Consider the following 17,581-nt stretch of genomic DNA (forward strand, 5'->3'; position numbering starts at 1 on the left):
CGGGCCTGCCGTGGTGAAATCCAGATCGCCGCCGAGGTCGCTACCACCGACGCGACCACGGAAGTTGTGGTAACTGAAGTGACTGTTGTTCTTGTGCAACTGCGCCGTCAAGTGGCCCTCGGTTGCATAGGGCGGCGTATCGGGCAAGGTCAAGCCGGTGATGGGATACAGCTTGGCCATGCTGGTGCCGGAAAACCACAGGCGCAAGTCCAGCGCTGCCAGATGCATGGGATCGGTCAAAGTGCCGACCAAGGCGATATGCGAATCGCCGATATGCATATCCGCCTGAACCGGGAAGGGCTGGTCACTTTGCTGCAGCGCAAGCACGCCGCCGGTCTTGCCGTCGCCATACAGGGATGTGCCCTGATAAGTCCCCTTGGCTTGCCAGGAGAAGGCATACGCGGATGCAGGACGCGTTTTCGGCTCGTCATCCTTGTCGTTGGCAAGGGCCTTCCTGGCATCGCCGCCTGTGGTCTTCTGCGCCTGGTCGCGCGCACGCTCCGATTGCTGCGCGACGATCTCATCGTAGGGAATGGCTTTCTGCAAAGGCTCGATATTCACCTGCATCTGGATACGTGTCGATGCATCGTCCAAGGCAATATGGCCGCGGTCAAAGCCGATCGCGCCCAGGTCGAGCGTCCAGGTGGAAGGGCCGCTGCTTTGCGGCAGCGCAAATTCCCAGTTGGCGCGACTTTGCTTATCGCGCTCCAGGTCGATGTCCGGCTTGACCAGTTGCACCGTGGGAATGGCAATGCGATGAGCAAGCAAGGCCAACGGTGAAATCCGGAAACGCAATGCATCCAAAGTGGCGAATTGCTGGTTCTTCGCCCAATCGGGGTTGGCCACGCGAATCTGCTGCGCGACGAATTCCGGCCACGGCACGATCGACGCCAGCCATCCCTGGTCGGGCTCGCGTTGCCAGTGGACGCTGAGGTCGCCCTGGATCTCGAACCGTCGTCCGATGGCCTGACTGACCTTGTCATTGATGAACGGCTTTGCCCGGTTCCAGTCGAACGTCGCGATGATGATCACGATGATGGCGATAAGCAGCACCAGGATGCCAACTATCCACACCAGTATTTTGCGGCCGCGCCTCATTCCCGCGTCTCCCATGCATCGGCTTGGCGTTATGGATACCGCGCCGTATGCATACGGAGTGTCGTCATCGGTGAGATGCGCTCACCGGCCGTTCACGCCCGATACCGCTTGAACGATATCAGGCGTGCATGTCTTCAATCATCTTCGGGCCCGGCTTTCCAGTAGCCAGTAGCTTTGACGTGCTCTTTCTCGATGCCGCGCTCATCATTGAGCCATTGACGCATGGCACGCGCACGGCGCGATTCGGTGGCGATCCAGTAGAACGTGTCGCCCTCCGGTACCTGCCATTGCGCCAGGGCTTGCTCCAGTAACTGGCTGGTCGCGGCATCGCCGTGGCGGCGATCGAGCCATTGCACGTCGAAGTGCGCATGCGACTGCAATGCTTGCCGATCGGCAGCTTCGGGAATTTCGATCAACGCCGTGGCCCGCGCGTTGGCGGGTAGTTCTTCCAGCCAGCGCCCGATGGCGGGCAGGGCGGTCTCGTCACCGATCAGGAGATAGTGGTCGTAGTCATCCGCCACGATGTACGAGCCACGAGGGCCGCCGGCTGCGATCTGCTGGCCTGGCGCGGCTCGTGCCGCCCAGGTAGCGGCAGGGCCGTCGCCATGCAAGACAAAGTCGATGGTCAATTCGCCGTTCGCCTCGTCATGGATGCGCGGCGTGTAATCGCGCATCGGCGAAGGCTCCACCCCATCGGGAAACACCAGGCCTTGAGGTCCCATTGTCGGGCGCGCCAGTTGGCCCTGACTATTGGGAAAAAATAATTTGACATGGTCATCCGGTGCGGCGCTCAGGAAGCCAGTTAGTTCCGGGCCGCCGAGGACGATGCGGCGCATGTGTGGTGTGAGGTCGATCACGCGTAGTACGTCAAGCAGGCGAAATACCACGGTGTGGCGAACCATGCGGGGTTCGTGCTTTGCCATGAAGGCTCCTTGGGGCAGGGCAGGGGAAAGCCGGCTAAGGGCCTGCGAGCGCAGGCGATGGCATGGCGAGTCAGTAGATGAAGCCGGCGTCGCGCCGAATCAAGCGGTAGCCGAGGCGCTCGGCGATCTGGCGCAATACGGTGAGCGCCTCGTTGTCTCCGGGCTGGCTGTCACTGGCCTGGATGGCCGGCGGCGAGTTATCGCCATCACGCAGTTTCCAGTGAATGCGACCGTGCAAGGTATTCGAGGCCTCGACGAGTTCATGGCGTTCCAACTCGCGCATGAACCGATAGACTGTGCCGATGCTTGCGCGTGCATAGTGCTTGCGCGCAGTGATCAGCAGCGCGACCGCATCGACAGCTGTTTCGTGCTCAAGCAAGGCGGCCATGACCGCGCGTCTCGGCGCGGTCATATGCAACCCAGCCTGCGTACAGCGCTGCAACCACCGATCAGCAACGGGCCGTGGCAGGCTATTCACGGCGCTGTCCGGTGGCGATATCGGTAGCTGCTTTTTCCAGGATGGCCGCGATGCGCTGGGTTTCGTCCTTGCTCCACTCGGTGCCGCGCATCAGCAATGCATGCTTGAGCGCATGCATGGCTTGGCGAATGCCTGTTGGCATGGACATCTTTGCGGCCATGCGCGCACTGTGTTCGGTGCGCTCCATCATGGCATCCACCGCTGCCCGGTTCTGGTCCAGAAACGCGCGACCGTCATTGGTGATGGCGTAGAGCTTGCGGCCTCCCTGTTCGCTCTGCACTACGGAGTGACCCATTTCCTCCAGCATGGTGAGGGTCGGGTAGATGGCCCCAGGGCTCGGCGAGTAGTGGCCGTGGAACATTTCCTCGATCGTACGGATCATTTCGTAGCCGTGACGTGGCTGTTGTTCGAGCAGCGCCAGCAACAATAGTTTCAGGTCGCCATGACCGAACATGCGACCACCACCGCGGCGGCCACCACCACGCAGTTCGTTGAATTGTTCGAAGAAGTCGCCACCTATGCCGCCGCGAAAACCATGGCGGCCAGCATGACGCTCGATATGCTCGGCCCAGCGTTCGTGCCGCTCGGCGTGCAGGGCCCAGAAACGCCGTTTCATGGCGTGCAGGAAGGAATGATGGTGATGATGTCCACGCATGGCGGAATCTCTCGTTATGATTTCGATGTACTTAAGATATATCGCAAGTGTATCGAAATGCAAGCACGCCTCAGGGATCGATGGCTTTGGGCTTCCCAGGATGAAGGCCGCCGGCGAGCCGGCTCAGGCTCGCCGGGCCGGCGTAAAGCGCCGATGCAATCGGGTTACTTGGCGTCCCGTACCGGAATACTGATGCTGCACAAGTCGATCTTGCCGGCCGGTACCTTATAGAAATCGTCGCGCCGGTTGCGCTTGGCATCGATCAAGGCGGCAAACGTGGTGCTGTCGGTCTTGAGCACTTGCAGGTGCGGACGTTGGGCGGGCGGCAGATCGGCCAGCATGGTGACCGAAGTGATCGTCGTGCGCTGCTCTGGCTTCTCGTAGAAGCCCAGGGGGCCGGTGCCACGAGGAAACGCCGAGAGATATTCCATGCCCTGTAACACCCGTCCGGCCACCGCCAGGTTGCGATCCAGGCCGCGAGGGGCCTGCCCGATGATGGCGTAGAGCGAACTGCCGCTGCCGGTCTCCGGACCCACGTCACGCGCGACGCCCACGGCGCCGTAGCAATGGGTCAGCCACTCCTGGCCGCTGGCCTTGTCGCGGGCCACTGGAAAACCCTCCGAGAACCCGACTTCCGGGGCGTAGACATCGCCATCGGGCAGGGCAGTCCACGGCAACTTCCCATCGATTGCGCGTGTGTATTCAGGCGGCAGGGTCTTTTTGGCCTTGCCCAGCGAGCGCAGTTTCGATTTGTCGCCCTTGTCGTCGTCTTCCGGGTCGCCCCACTGGGTGACGAAATTGTCCTGTACCCGAATGATCGCCAGGCCGTCGAAATAGTGTTCGCGCACCAGCGTGCGGATGTTCTGCGCATGCAGAGGGGTGAAGTCAGGGGCCAGTTCGATCACCACGCGGCCCTGTGGTAACTGCATCACCACGATGTTCTCCGGATCGGGCGTGCGCCATTCGTCCGGTCGCGACTGGTCCAGCAATGCCTTGGGCGAGGGTGTCTTGCCGGCATCGGCCGTTGCTGCGCCAGGCAGGGTGAGGGCGAACAGCAAGGAAAGACCGAGCAGGGACGGCGTGAGTCGGAGCATGGTGAACCCTTGCGCAGATGGGAGTCGTCGCAAGGTAGCAGAGCGCCGGCATGCTTTCATCGTGCCGTCACATGGCGAGGCTAGCGTGATCGGCTTGTCTTGGGTTTGCGGCGCCGCGCCGCCCGGGTTTCGTTTGAGTGCCGACAAGCACAATGCATGGTCGAAGCTGTTCGCCGAGCGAGGCGCCTGGCTGAACAACTATGTCCTGCGTCGCGTCCCGCACGCCTGGGATGCGCAGGACTTGGTGCAGGAGGTTTATCTGCGTCTGTTGCGTAGCGATCGCCAGGGGCAGGACGACATCCGTAACCCCGAGGCTTACCTGACGACCGTGGCGTCCAACCTGATCAAGGAGCGCGCCTTGCTGCAACGGCGCGCTCCGATAAGCAGCGAAGGACTGGAAGACGTGCTGGATCGCCTGGGAGCGCCATGCGATGCCGATGCCCGGATGGATCACAGCCTGCGTCGGCAACGTCTGGCGCAGCTGATCGCACGCCTGTCGCCCAAATGCCGGACTGTACTGGTGCTGCACTACCGCGATGAACTGGGCTATCGCCAGATCGGTGAGCGCCTGGGCATCTCGCCCCATATGGTGAAGAAATACGTGGTCAAGGGACTGGCTGTCTGCCGGCAGGGAATGCTGCGCTATGAGTGACACGCTGCGCTTTCGATCGACGAGTGAAAGCTCGCTGAAAATCACCGAGCAGGCGGCCAGCTGGTATCTGGACCAGCGTGAGGGCCTGAGTGACGCCGAGCAGCGCCAGTTCCTTGCGTGGTTGCGCCGTTCGCCCGTGCATCTGCACGAATACCTGGCTATCGCGCAATTGCACGGTGATATGCAGGCCGCCACGGCACTGGAGAAGCTCGATGCGCATGCCCTGGTCGAACTGGCCGCCGCCGAAAGCGCGGTGGTGTCGCTGCGACATGGCCCTTTGCCTTCCTCGGCGGCACACGTCGCGCGGCGTAAACGTCAGCGCGTGATGCCGTGGCTTGCTGCCGTAGCCGGCTTGGTGCTGGCGATGACTGTGGCCTGGATCGCCCTGGCACCCACCGGCGGGCCTATCCAGATCTATGCAGCCGATGCCGGCAGTGTACGCAGCCTGTCCCTGACGGACGGTACCCTGGTGCAATTGGACAAGGGTAGCGCCATCGCCGTGCGCTTTGACGAGCACGTGCGACATATCGAGGTGCAACGCGGCAGCGCTGTCTTCGACATCGGCAAGGACCCGGCGCGACCATTGAGCGTTACCGTGGGTGATCATCTGTTGCGCGATATCGGCACCGTCTTCGCGGTACACAGCGACGGTGCGCAAGCCGACGTCATGGTATTGAGTGGGCGCATTCAGGTGCTGGAGCGCGGTTCTCGCTGGAACCCATGGACAGCTTCGTCATCGCGTTTGCTGGCAGACCTGCACGGTGGCGAGCGATGGCATGTCGATGCCTTTGGACAGACAAGCCACGATGATCGCGCCGACCCTGCCGCAGTCACCGCATGGCTGCCCGCGGATATTCGCTTCCAGCGCGACACCGTCGCCAACGTGGCTCGTCGCTTCAATGCCTATACCACCCGGCCATTGGACATCGAGGATGAGGATATCGCCAGGACGCGGTTGAGCGGCACCTTCCATGCGCGTGATGTCGATGCGTTCCTGGCTTACCTAAAGACGTTCCCGCGGGTACGTATCGTGCGCGAGCCGGATCGCATTCGCGTGGTTACCGCCGTGCGGTCACATGCGGCGACGCAGCTGTAGCAAAAAATTCATGGAAAAAACGGTACCCGGTCGATCACAGGCGCACTCGTAGGTGGGTAACAGGCAGCAACCCAGCTGCTTATCTCATCCCATCACAGGTTGGTTTTCCCCATGCGTAGGTCGCTGTTCCTTGCTATTGCCTTGATCCTTAACACCGTGCCGGCACGGGTCTTGGCACAAACTCAGGTCACGCAGGCGTCGATTGCGCCGATGCCGCTCAACCGGGCGCTGGATGCCTTCGCGCACCAGACCGGTCTGCAGGTGGTCTATCGCGCAGAGATACCCGATACGCTGCAATCGAAGGGGGCGCCCGCCGGGTTGCCGGCGGAACAACAGCTCAAACGTCTCCTGCAAGGCACGGGGCTGGACTATCGCGCAGTCACGCCCACGACGTACACCATCGTGCCAGCGAGTGCGCCGGGAAACGTACAGGCCGGTAACCGGCCGGCCGATAAGCCCTTGCCCGCGATCGATCCAACCGGTGGCATGAAGGATCTGGCGCCGGTCAGCGTGAGCGCGAACGCGGTCGATACCCTCGCGCCGAGCGCCGCGCCGCTGGAAGCCACGCAGCCGACGTCCGTGATCGACGAGCGCTTCATTCGCGACGGCTTGCGTTTCAACGCCAACTTCGATGACATCATCAAGTATGCGCCCAGCGTCACAGTGTCTTCGCCTGAAGGTCCTGGCCTGGGCAAGAACGAGGGCATCAGCATCCGCGGATTCCAGGACGGCCAATTCAATATCACCTTCGATGGCATTCCTTTTGGTGATGCCAGCGATCTGCATCACACCACCTCGGCATACTTCAATAATCACGTGCTGGGCCAGGCTGAAATCGATCGAGGTCCTGGTGGCGGCTCGACCATCGGCAACGCGACCTTCGGTGGCACGGTGGCGCTGCGTTCGCGCGATCCGAGTGACGAGCCGGGCATTACGCCGTACCTCACGATCGGCAGTTGGAACACACGCGCTGGTGGTGTGAACGTTGATGAATCGCTGGGCAGTCATACGCGCGTGTTCGCCGACGTGTCCAAGGAAGCCAGCGATACCTATCTCAAGGGCACCAACGACAAGCGCGAGCATGTTTTCCTCAAGACGATCACCCAGTTGGGTGATCAGACCGCGCTGACCTTCGTCACGAGCTATAACCGTGAGCACCAGAATACCGTGCAAGGCGCGACGCTCGATGAGATCGCAAAGTTCGGATGGCGCTACGGCTTGAGTAACGATCCGGCGTTGCAGTCCTACCAGGGTTACAACAACGCTGCTTACTATTCGAGTTTCACTTACCTGGGCCTCACCAGTCGCGTCGGCGATTGGGACGTCGACAACAAGGTATATCTCAATACCTTCGATCACTGGTCGCGCAAGACCAGCGACGCCTCGGACAACAATCGGGCCGACAACAGCGTGTCGTTCTACAACGCGCAGGGCAAGAAGGTCAGTACGGTCAAAGGTGACGTGCCCGGCAAGCTTGCCGATTCGGGATTTCACGCCTTCGGCGACGTATTGCGCCTGGCGCGCGACCTGGGGCCAGGTAGCCTGAGCACGGGCGTATGGCTGGAGCGTTCACTGGATGCGCGTTACCAGTTGCCGATGGATCTGACCACTGACCAATACACCGGCACCAAGTATGGTCCCTTGCAGAACTACCAGCTCGACGATCGCACGGATACTTTCCAGCCCTATGTGCAATACGACTGGAAAATCACCGACACCACCACGCTGAGCCCCGGTGTGCGCTATTCGGCGGTTACGCGTTCACTCGATGCCTTGCTCAACAAGGTCTCTCCGCCCGAGCCATCCAAAGCCGAGGCGACCTATCACGCGACGCTGCCCTCGCTCAGCCTGCACCAGAAACTCAGCGACTCATGGACTGCCTATGCGCAGGCCGCCAAGGGATTCCTGGCTCCACCGATCGATGTGATCGAGATCAATGGCTCGCATGGCCTCAAGCCGGAACTGACCACCAACTTCCAGTTGGGCACGAGCTATGCATCGCGTCAGTTCACCTGGGGTGCCGACGTCTACTACATCCGTTTTTCCAACCTGCTTGCCGAAACGACGGTTGCTACGGATAACGGTAACGAGAATGTCTACGTCAATGGCGGGGGTGCGATCTACAAGGGTGCTGAATTGGAGGCCACATACGCGCTGACACATGCCTTGAGTTTTTATGCGAACGCCAGCTACAACAAGGCGACGTATCGGGATACCGACGTGCAGATTGCCGGCACACCAAAGGTCACCGGCACGCTGGGTATGCTGTACAGCAGTGAACAGGGGTATTACGGTTCGCTGATGGGTAAGTTCGTCGGCAAGCAGTACGGCCTGGACAATACCACCGACGATAGCGGCCGCACCGTATTTGCAAACAGCCAGAGGCTTGGCGGCTACATGAGCGTGGATGGCGCCATCGGCTATCGCACCGAACACGGGTTGCCTGGGACCCGGGGCTTCTCCGTCAGCGTGGATGTCAACAACATCTTCAATGTGCACAAGCTCACCAGCTATGCCGGCACACAGTCTGTCAGTGGCGAGCCTTTGTTCTTCGGGTTGCCAGGACGCGGCGTATTCCTCGACCTGTCGGTGAAGCTGTGATGCGTCGCTGGCTGGTGCTGTTCGCGCTCGTGCTGCCGACGTGGGCGACGGCCGCACCCGGGGAAACCCTGAAGCTGGAGATCGTGCTGATACGCCATGGCGTGCGCTCGCCTACCAGTGCGCCGGAAGCGCTGGGCAAGTATTCGACCGATCCGTGGCCGGCGTGGCCGGTCGCTCCCGGTGTGCTGACTGATCATGGTGCGCAGGGCATGCAATCCCTGGGGCAGCTTTATCGCGAGCGCTATGCCAGTCGTGGATTGTGGTCTGGCGATTGTGCGAACGCCAGCCAAATCCGCATCATCGCCGACAGCACGCCGCGCAATCGCGCCAGCGCGATGGCCCTGGGCAAAGGGCTGGGGGGCGAGTGCAGTCTCGGCTATGACGCGCGGCCGAACGGCGAGAACAATCGTCTGTTCCACGCCGGCGCCCACGATGGAGACGATGCCGGCACCGTTGCTTCCATCGATTTTCCCCCTGCGTTTGGCCAATTGCAGGGCCTGCTACTCGGCTGCACCGGGGATGCGTGTTGGCGGCGAGCGCTCGCACAAGGTCGCAAGCTCCTTATTAAAGGCGACCAGGCCACGGCGCTCAAGACGGCCGGTTCGCTCAGCGAAAACCTGATGCTGGAATACGCGCAGGGCATGCCGCTGTCCTCCGTGGCCTGGGGACGCGCCGATGCACAGGCCATCGGTGAGTTGATCACCTTGCACAATCTGCAATTTGCTGTCAGCAAGAAGGCGTTGCCAGCGGCGCAGCAGGGTGGTTCCAACCTTTTGGCCCATATCGCGGCGACCTTGCAGGCCGTCTCGGGTCAAACGCCCGAGGTGCAGTCGCTGGCCGACGGGGACCAGCGTGTCATCGTGCTGCTGGGGCACGACACCAATCTGGCCCACGTGGCCGGTCTTCTGGGAGTGGATTGGCATGACGCGCGCCAGCCCGATGACTATCCGCCGGGCGGTGCGCTGATATTCGACCTGTACCAGCAACGTGGGCGCTACAGCATCCAGGTGCACGCTTGGATGCCAACGCTTGACTCGCTACGCCAGGCGCGTGTCGATGCAACCACCATGATCGATACCCGGTTGGCGTTCGGTGACTGCAAGGCCACGGACGCGTGCCCGCTGAATGCATTCATCCGCTGGGTAGATTCGCGCATCGCACGCGATGCAGTCGACAAGGCGACGCCGGAGCTGGTGCACCAGCGCGATTAAGGCGCGGTATTGCGGGTCAGGCAGGTAACGCAACGCTTGGTGGCCGGGAAGCGTTGCAAGCAGCAAGAGCGGTACGCTGCAAGCCGGGGACCGGGGGCTTGCAGCGATGGGCCATGGCGTAGCAGGGACAGCCATGCAGCAACACATGCCCCCTGGTCTTAGGCTCCTAACGTCCGGCCGGAGCAGCCTCGCACGCCTGGGCACAACTGAACCAGGCCTTCGCATGGACGTAGTCGAGCGTCATGCTGAAATGGCTCAGCACATTGCCGCCCAGGGCGCCTTCTGGCGTTTCGTCCATCAAGCGAGCCATGCGTTTGTGGAAAGCCTTGTCAGGGCGCTCGGTGAACCACATCGGGCCTACGACCCAGCCGGCGACCTGTACCTTGGGAACCTCGATCAACCGGGTCGGCCCTTGTAAGTTGTCGCCGTTGTCCACCACGCGCCAATCGGGATGCTTCCTGTGCCAGATGTTGAACATGCGTGTGGTGATGTAGCTGGCCACGCCTTGACCGTTGGCCTCGGTTTCCAACCCGGTCGCCGCCTTGCCGGCCGCCGTCGGGTGCGCGGTGGCGCCGGTGTCGAGCAGCATGTTGATCGGAATGCCGTCCACGCGCATCACGATGCGGGGGAAATACCCCGTAACGCCACCCGTGTCATCCTTCTGAAAGCCCAGATTGCTGGATTTGGCCGCAGTATCGTGACGCCAGCCACTGCTCTCCAGCCGCAGTACCTGGTGTGGGTAATCGAACGTCCAGATGCGACCGCCCAGGTAGTTCGAGCCGATCATGCCGTCGTAGTCCATTTTTTCCGGGAATACGGCGAGCTTGCCCGCGCATGAGCCTAGTGCGGGCGGCAGGGCTGCCTGTTTCTGGTAGGCCGGCGCGACCGCTACCTTGAGCGTGTGGCCGTCGCCCTTGCACGTCGCGGGCGGCAGGTGCAGCTTTCGCGCACTATCGTCGGTCAGCCAGTAGAGCGTGCCCACGCCGCCGCCGCCCGTATCCACGATCAAACGCAGTGTCTGGCCGGAAGCCGTCTGCGGCGTCGCATAGAAATGCCCGGCGACATACTGTGTCGGCATCACTTGCGCGGTGCTACCCGCCCCGGTCAGGGCCATCGCGATGGTCATTACGACACTCATACCCTTCCTGTTCCTCTGTGTATCGCAAATCCTAGATGCGTTTTGCTTCGCCGGCCATGGGGATGTTGACTGCCCGTTAGCCGCTTCGTTCAGCGCAGTTTCCTGCGCCATGGCTCCCTGCCATTGTGTGGTGCCAAACTTCCGCTCAGCTGTCGAGCTTTACTCGCGCGCTTCGATGCGCAGTCCTCGCGGTGTGAGCCAGCGCTCGATCCCTTCAAACACTCCTTGCACCAGCAGCGCCAATACAGCCGAAGGTATGGCTCCCTCCAGGATCAGCCCGATGTTGTCCAGGCGAATGCCGGTCAGGATCGGCTGGCCGTATCCGCCTGCACCGATCAGAGCCGCGAGCGTGGCCGTGCCGACGTTGATGACCGCCGCCGTCTTGATGCCAGCGAGGATGGAGCGTGCGGCCATGGGCAATTCCACGTGTCGGAGCCTCGCGGCCTGGGACAGACCCAGCGCCGCCGCTGATTCGCGCAATTCATGCGGTATACCGACTAGTCCGGTGTGCGTATTGCGTACGATCGGCAGCAGGCTGTATAGGAAAAGCGCGCAGGTGGCCGGCCACGTACCGATGCCGAACACGGGAATCATGAAGACAAACATCGCCAACGAAGGCACGGTTTGCAAGACCCCGGTCAGCGCGATCACCGCTTGACCCAGGTGCTTCCACCGTGCAGCCAGTATCCCCAGGGGAATGGCCAGGCAGACGGCCAGGCCAAGCGATAGCGCTACCAGCTTCACGTGTTCGATCGTGCGCTGCCAAAGGCGTATCCACAGGCCATCGTGCTGCTCTTTGACCGGAACGCCGAGAAATGTGGCCGCAACCTCCGTTTCCTGGCGGTGCTGGAGCTTGACCTGGGCGTTGAGTTGGCGCATCTGCTGCACGTCGATTCGACCGGCCAGTTCGCGCAGTGTGTCGACAAACCCCGGGTTATCGCGCTCTAGTGCAAGCCGATAGAGGAACACCGCGTCGTAGTGAGGGAAATAATGCCGGTCATCGTCCAGCACGCGCAGGTGGTAGTAGGGAATCTCCGCATCGGTGCTGTACAGGTCGATCACATCCACCGCGTCGCTGGCGATGGCGTGATAGGAAAGGGTGTGGTCCAGGCCTCGAACCTGGGTCTGTGGCAACGCGTAGCTCGAACGCAAGCCGGGCCAACCGTCCTGGCGATCCATGAATTCGTTGGACCATCCGAATTTCAGGTCGGCGTGCCTGGCAAGGTCGCTGATGCGCGAAATGCCCAGGGAAGTTGCTCGGTCTTCGCGCATGCCGACCGCGTAGGTATCACTGAAACCCAACGAATCGGTGATACCGATGCCCAGTGGCTTCAGCCTGGCGCGCAGCGTGCGAATATCCGCATCGCCCGGTATATCCTTGAGTAATTCGTGCGTGAGCGTGCCGGTGTATTCTGGATATGCGTCTATATCGCCATGCTGCAACGCGCTCCACAGGATGCTGGTGCCGCCAAGTTCGCGTTGATGCGTCACATCTTCGCCATGCTGTTGCGCTTGCAGGCGTGCGATTTCGCTCAGGATCACCGATTCGGTAAATTGCTTGGAACCCAGGCGCAACGGCGAGGCCGATGTCGCCAGAGGCAGGCATAAAAGCAGTAGCACGAGCCAGTGCTTCATGCGCGTACCGCCGGCAGGGATCGCTGGGCGGCGATGAACTGGCGTACGAAATCGCTGGCCGGATGCTGGCGAAGATCATTCAATTGACCGTCCTGGATCACCCTTCCCTCATTCATCAGTATCAGCCGCTCAGCGAACCAGGCTGCTTCGGCGAGATCGTGCGTGACGATGAGCACGGTCTTGCCCAGCCGATCGAAGATGCGCTTGAGTTCATCCTGAAGCTCATGGCGTACGATCGGATCGAGTGCACCCAGGGGCTCGTCCAGCAGTAGCGCATCGGGGTCCAGCATCAGGCCGCGCATGAGTGCGATACGTTGGCGTTGACCACCGGAGAGCTCGGCCGGATAGCGCCCCAGCGCATCGGCAGGCAGATGGGTCAACTCAGCCAGTTCTGCCGCGCGCTCGACAATGCGGTGTTTGTCCCAGCCAAGCTGGCGCGGTTGCAAGGTCAGGTTCTCAAGCCCGGTCAGATGGGGGAAAAGGCCGCCATCCTGGATCACATATCCGGTACGCAGGCGCAGCGCGAGCAGCTGCGAGGGTTGCAGCGCGTTGCCGTCAATACTCACCACGCCTTGATCGGGTCGGTCCAGGCCCAGCAGCAGACGCAGCACCGTGGACTTGCCCGATCCGCTGCTGCCAATGAGCGCCGTCGTGCTGCCACGGTGAAAGGCCAGATCCACCTGCTCCAGTGCCTGGACTGCGCCGTAGCGCTTGCTGACCTCGTGCAGGGCGAATGCTGGGGGCACCGTATCGGCTGCCATCAAGGCACGGCCTCATGGGAATGCGAAGGCACTGGCCTGCATGATGAATTCATTGGCATGCCGGGACTGTAACCCAGCCGCGCAAGCCGTAGCCACTTACGTATGATGATCTGGCTGGGCGCGGGAGGTTTGCATGCCCAGGAACGACGTATTCAAACACCTTATCGACGTGCCACTAGCGCCGAGCCCGGTGCGATGAGCTAACGGACGGTCGTGACCCATGGCACAAGGGGCGGGCCATGCAGATCAGCCATCGGTGGTGGACGGTGCCGCGGCCAGCCAGGGGAGTGGCAGGGTGTCCTTGCGGGCCGGCCTGACCCGCCAAGCCAATTCCGTGGTGCGGCTGGAGCGCCAGCTTTACGATGAGCATGCCGCACTGGCCGATCCTTTTGGCCAGTCGTTCTCCATCGAGGAAGAGGCCGATTGCTGGGTCAGTTGGCAGCGGTGGGGGCCTGGAACATCAGGATGGTGATCTCTTTGCCCTGGGCGATTTCCGCGGACGGCTTACCAAGTGCGGCCAGCTGGTTCTTGAAGGTATCGACGTCTTCGCGCACACCCATGGCCGAACGTCCGTTGACGGCCCAGACGCGCCCACCTTGTTTCCAGCGCTCCAGCGCGACGTCGACATTCTGGGTCACCAGCGCCTTGTCATGGATCGGTACCTGGTTTTTCGGCGTCAGCACCGAGAGCATGGTGGGAGCGTTCGGATCGGCTGTCAGCACCGTGTCTCCAGGCTGTACGTGAGCTGCGAGCGTGGCTGCGGCCACATCCCAGCGCGGCTTGGTCTCCACACGATAGACCGGCGCCAGGTTGATGGCGCTGACGAGCAGCAGCATGGCGCCCAACACGGGCAATGCACGTCGCGGCAATGCAGCGGCGCCCAGTCCCGCGAGCACGAAGAATGGCGCCGCGCTCCATAAGATGTATCGCGGCAACAGCATCGACTTGAACAGCGATACCGCGATCATCAGCATGGGCAGCGTGAGAAACGCCAGGATCAACATGCGGCCATCAAGCCTGTGTCGCATGCGATAGACGCCGGCGCAACCGAGCAGGGCGACCCATGGGCCAAGCCACGGCACCGCCGTCGGCATCAGGCCGTATTGCACCACCGTGGCCATGCGCATCAGGTACACGCTCTTGGCAGCAATCCACAGCGTGCGCCAGCTCATCTGTGGGATCCAGTCGAAGTTCTGCAACATATGGCTACCACCGACCAGCACGATGGCACCGTAGAACGGTAGGCAACAGACCGCGACCAGGGCTTGGCCCAACAGCCATCGGTGCCAGAACTGGCGTTGAAGGCCGGGATGGGCGCCAAGTTGCCGCCAGGTCAGCCACAGCGACACGTTGGAGGCCAGTAGCCAGGGGGCTGCGGTGCCCAGCACATCGAGTGCGGCGATGGTTCCAAACAGGTAACACCCCCAACCCCACACATCGAAATCGCGTGAGCGAGGGCCGATAGCGGCGCGGTACGGGTCCTGGGCCAGCTTCAACAAGCCCCACAAAGCAATGGCGATCAGCAGTGTGACCAGCGTGTAGGACCGTGCTTCCTGGCCGTACTGCACTTGCAGCGGGGAAAAGGCCATCAGCAGGCTGGCGATGATCGCCGCGCCGCGGCCGCCGATGCGCTGGGTTATCGCGTATATCACGCCTACCGACAGTGCGCCGAGCAGTGCCGAGGGCGCTCGCAATTGCGCCGCATCCGTATCGAAAGGCAGCAGCCATTGCAGCATCAGGAAATAGCTGGGCATGTGCCGGTTGCTGATGCTGTCGTTTACCAGGTCATGCAGGTTCAGATGGATGCGTTGGAAGGTCAGGGCCTCGTCCAGCCAGAACGGCTGATGGCCGATATGGATCAACCGCAGCACAAGGCTTATCAGGACCGCGACCGTGGCCCAGGCGGTATCGCCGGCAAGCCAGCGAGGTGTCGCTGGCGCGCGAGGGTGCAGATCGGTGGGGTCATCGCATGGCGTGGGGAGCGCCTGGTATCGCGATGACCACCGGGGCGGTACTGCCGACATAGTGGCCCAGCATGCATGTGGCGGGGGTGCCAACACAAACGCTTATGACATGGTTTGGTTGTCGCGCCTATCGGCTCGCGCGTGCCGAATGCCGGCATCGGTTAACTGGCGTTGGCATTCGTGTGTTTTTCCCGAGCGCATGATGACGGTTTGGCGACAGCCAGGCGGACTTCAAGGGCATGAGGCATGTCATGGAAGCAAACCGCATGGTCGCGCGCCTTCACCGCATGGCCAAGCTCACGCCGCTCGAAACGTCACCACCAGTACGTCGCGGTGGGAGGGTTGCTGGGGGGCGATCGGCATGACGGGAGTCACACCGTGAAACACGCGTGGGTCATGGATCAATGCGGCGTCCAGCGGTCGGGTCAGCGTGAACTCCCCCAGGGCAGTGCCATCCGGGGCATGGATGCTGGTCGTACCGCTGGCGATATTCTCGCGGTCGACCAGCAGCACGAGTACGAAATCCACGCCATCGCGGTGGCTACCCTCCGGTGTGGGCTCGCCGGCAGCTCCTGCGCTGGCTTCAATGCGGAACTGGTGCAATTCGACATGCCAGCGCATGACGTCGGGCGCCAGTCCACCGAAGAACGCGTGGCAGAAGCACAGGATGCTGTGGAGGCACTGACTGGCCGCGAACACGGCTTCGACCGGCTCGAACCACCGCGCGATATCACCTTGCAGATGGTTGTACTGCAGCGACTGGTAGTGGGCCTGGTGAGGCGCCAGTGTCACACCTTGATCGGCGGTAGCTACGAACGTGGCGTGCCGGCGCCGACGAAGGCGACCGGTGGCAGCAATGTACGGATCGGGACCCAACCGATTCCAGCTATCGGCAAAAATCGGCCAGTCCGCCAGGCCTCCTGCGCGCTCCAGCAGGCCACGCATGACATCTGCGGTGGCGAAACAGAAGCCGTCACGCTGTACCGAGGCGGCTGGCGTCGAAAGAACCGAGTGGGAGGGCTGGGACATGCCGCGATTATACGGCGGCTGGCTCCCGTGCCGCTGTCGAGGGAGCGCGCCCGGCCGTGGCAACGAGTCGCATCGCGGTGATGCCGGCGGCGTGGTGCTCATCGTGCATCAGGCCGGCGTCCGAGGTTGCACTTCCATGATCAGGGGGAGCGCGCCAACGGGAATCAGAAACAGGTGAACGAGGTTGGGCCAATCAGGCACGCCGTGCCGCTTGCGTGCCCTGGGCCTTGGCCAGCGTCACATCAGCGTGCGTGGTAACCATGGCGCCCAAGGTCATGGCGCAGACCAACAGGCAGGCGGCGAACAGGCTTTTGAGCATCAGGCTTTCAAATTTCATGGTGTGTCTCCCGGGCAAACGAAAAGAGTGTGGTCATCGGTCATGTCGCAAGGCGCGTGCCAACCCTTGAAAGGCGCGCCAAGCCGCGTCGTTGAGCTGTTTGCTGCGGATGAACCTGGTTGGTGGGCGGTGTCCGCGGACGGACAGCTGTCCGGGTGTCTGCGTGGCGACGGACACCGCTTGCGGAAACTTCATGCGCATTGCCGGAGGTTCGCGATCTCCTTCAGATCGACGTACTGATGACGGCCCATGAGGCGTGCTCGATCACAGGCGCGGAGGGTGTGGCATGCGAGGTCAGCATGGCGCCCAGCACCAGCCCGCACAGCAGCAGCGAACCGGCGAATAGGCCGGTCATCAGCAGCGTTTCCAGTTTCATCGGTTTTCCAAGTAGCGATCAGGTCATGGCTACAGATGCACCTGGACTCTCATAGGTTTAAAGCTGACAATCCCGATGGTGAAGGCTGACTTCCTCGTCTGCCTGCGGCGGTCGCCTGGTCGAACAGTGTCGACGCTGGGTGTGGCGTTGTGTTGTGCGTTTTTCTCATGCCCATCCAGAGAAATAGTCGTGGTCTAAAAGCCCACAAATCGGTCCGGACGTGGTCATATAGTCAGGCAAGGATGGACCGCCACCTACAGTAACGCTGGAGGAAGGCGGATTGTTGTGATTGTAGGGAGTATCCATGGACAGATCCCGTGTGTTTCGTTCGCGCTACCGTTGGTTCGGAGCGTTGCTGCCGTTAGTGATGTGGTCTGCGTCCGTAATCGCCTCGTCGGACATTCCGCCGATTCACGACGGCGCGTGGCGGGATATTCGACGCGCTGACGGCAAGAGCGTACCGGTCTATTACGCAAACCTGGATGACGCGATCGATGCCGAGTTCCGTGCCTTGTGCGAGTCCGAACCGGAAG

Annotated in this window: 18 protein-coding genes; 6 read left to right on the forward strand and 12 right to left on the reverse strand. The window is 61.9% G+C overall.

What is annotated here, in order from left to right; genetic code table 11:
• The 5 genes from VF436_RS10815 to VF436_RS10835 form a co-directional block, all read right to left on the reverse strand.
• On the reverse strand, positions 1-1,098 hold a 1,098-nt coding region (locus VF436_RS10815), incomplete at its 3' end, for an AsmA family protein (RefSeq protein WP_330904030.1).
• 134 nt (positions 1,099-1,232) lie between these two features.
• Entirely contained in the window at positions 1,233-2,021 is a 789-nt protein-coding gene (locus tag VF436_RS10820) for a siderophore-interacting protein (protein WP_330904031.1), read from the reverse strand.
• 70 nt (positions 2,022-2,091) lie between these two features.
• Entirely contained in the window at positions 2,092-2,433 is a 342-nt protein-coding gene (locus VF436_RS10825; RefSeq protein ID WP_330904032.1) for a transcriptional repressor, read from the reverse strand.
• A gap of 58 nt (positions 2,434-2,491) precedes the next feature.
• On the reverse strand, positions 2,492-3,154 hold the full coding sequence (locus VF436_RS10830) for a PadR family transcriptional regulator (RefSeq protein ID WP_330904033.1): 663 nt from the start codon (positions 3,152-3,154) through the stop codon (positions 2,492-2,494).
• A gap of 164 nt (positions 3,155-3,318) precedes the next feature.
• A complete protein-coding gene (locus VF436_RS10835; protein ID WP_330904034.1) occupies positions 3,319-4,248 on the reverse strand; it encodes a peptidylprolyl isomerase in 930 nt (309 codons plus the stop codon).
• On the opposite strand from VF436_RS10835, the gene VF436_RS10840 reads away from it, so the two are divergent.
• The 4 genes from VF436_RS10840 to VF436_RS10855 all read left to right on the forward strand — a co-directional run bounded on the left by VF436_RS10840 (position 4,247) and on the right by VF436_RS10855 (position 9,808).
• On the forward strand, positions 4,247-4,900 hold the full coding sequence (locus tag VF436_RS10840; RefSeq protein WP_414649840.1) for an RNA polymerase sigma factor: 654 nt from the start codon (positions 4,247-4,249) through the stop codon (positions 4,898-4,900). The two genes, VF436_RS10835 and VF436_RS10840, sit on opposite strands and share 2 nt — an antisense overlap.
• Positions 4,893-5,996, forward strand: a complete 1,104-nt coding sequence (locus VF436_RS10845; RefSeq protein WP_330904035.1) for a FecR family protein — start codon at positions 4,893-4,895, stop codon at positions 5,994-5,996. Before VF436_RS10840 ends, VF436_RS10845 begins: the two co-directional genes overlap by 8 nt.
• 111 nt (positions 5,997-6,107) lie before the next feature.
• The gene (locus VF436_RS10850; protein ID WP_330904036.1) at positions 6,108-8,597 is read left to right on the forward strand and encodes a TonB-dependent receptor; all 2,490 of its coding nucleotides are present in this window, start codon (positions 6,108-6,110) and stop codon (positions 8,595-8,597) included.
• Complete coding sequence (locus VF436_RS10855) at positions 8,597-9,808, forward strand: histidine-type phosphatase (RefSeq protein WP_330904037.1); 1,212 nt, start codon at positions 8,597-8,599, stop codon at positions 9,806-9,808. Before VF436_RS10850 ends, VF436_RS10855 begins: the two co-directional genes overlap by 1 nt.
• 166 nt (positions 9,809-9,974) lie before the next feature.
• Here the strand turns inward: VF436_RS10855 and VF436_RS10860 are convergent, their stop codons facing one another.
• The 3 genes from VF436_RS10860 to VF436_RS10870 form a co-directional block, all read right to left on the reverse strand.
• Positions 9,975-10,946 carry a hypothetical protein gene (locus VF436_RS10860; RefSeq protein WP_330904038.1) on the reverse strand — a complete coding sequence of 324 codons (972 nt, stop codon included), beginning with the start codon at positions 10,944-10,946 and terminating at the stop codon, positions 9,975-9,977.
• Positions 10,947-11,105: 159 nt separating this feature from the next.
• Positions 11,106-12,581 carry a glycine betaine ABC transporter substrate-binding protein gene (locus VF436_RS10865; protein ID WP_330904039.1) on the reverse strand — a complete coding sequence of 492 codons (1,476 nt, stop codon included), beginning with the start codon at positions 12,579-12,581 and terminating at the stop codon, positions 11,106-11,108.
• On the reverse strand, positions 12,578-13,342 hold the full coding sequence (locus VF436_RS10870; RefSeq protein WP_330904041.1) for an ATP-binding cassette domain-containing protein: 765 nt from the start codon (positions 13,340-13,342) through the stop codon (positions 12,578-12,580). Before VF436_RS10870 ends, VF436_RS10865 begins: the two co-directional genes overlap by 4 nt.
• Before the next feature lie 220 nt (positions 13,343-13,562).
• On the opposite strand from VF436_RS10870, the gene VF436_RS10875 reads away from it, so the two are divergent.
• A complete protein-coding gene (locus tag VF436_RS10875; protein WP_330904042.1) occupies positions 13,563-13,814 on the forward strand; it encodes a hypothetical protein in 252 nt (83 codons plus the stop codon).
• Here VF436_RS10875 and VF436_RS10880 read toward each other — a convergent pair.
• The 4 genes from VF436_RS10880 to VF436_RS10895 form a co-directional block, all read right to left on the reverse strand.
• Positions 13,774-15,366, reverse strand: coding sequence for a glycosyltransferase family 39 protein (locus VF436_RS10880; RefSeq protein WP_330904043.1), 1,593 nt, complete (start codon positions 15,364-15,366; stop codon positions 13,774-13,776). The two genes, VF436_RS10875 and VF436_RS10880, sit on opposite strands and share 41 nt — an antisense overlap.
• A 237-nt stretch (positions 15,367-15,603) precedes the next feature.
• The gene (locus VF436_RS10885) at positions 15,604-16,335 is read right to left on the reverse strand and encodes a 2OG-Fe dioxygenase family protein (protein WP_330904044.1); all 732 of its coding nucleotides are present in this window, start codon (positions 16,333-16,335) and stop codon (positions 15,604-15,606) included.
• 193 nt (positions 16,336-16,528) lie between these two features.
• Positions 16,529-16,672, reverse strand: a complete 144-nt coding sequence (locus VF436_RS10890; RefSeq protein WP_330904045.1) for a hypothetical protein — start codon at positions 16,670-16,672, stop codon at positions 16,529-16,531.
• 223 nt (positions 16,673-16,895) lie between these two features.
• Positions 16,896-17,048: a hypothetical protein gene (locus VF436_RS10895; RefSeq protein ID WP_330904046.1), complete on the reverse strand. Its 153-nt coding sequence runs from the start codon at positions 17,046-17,048 to the stop codon at positions 16,896-16,898.
• Between the two features lie 304 nt (positions 17,049-17,352).
• Here VF436_RS10895 and VF436_RS10900 point away from each other — a divergent pair.
• Positions 17,353-17,581 (forward strand): hypothetical protein (locus VF436_RS10900; protein WP_330904047.1); only part of this gene is annotated, 229 nt, incomplete at its 3' end.

Origin of the sequence: Dyella sp. (genome assembly GCF_036384435.1) — a bacterium.
GTDB lineage: Bacteria > Pseudomonadota > Gammaproteobacteria > Xanthomonadales > Rhodanobacteraceae > GSA-30.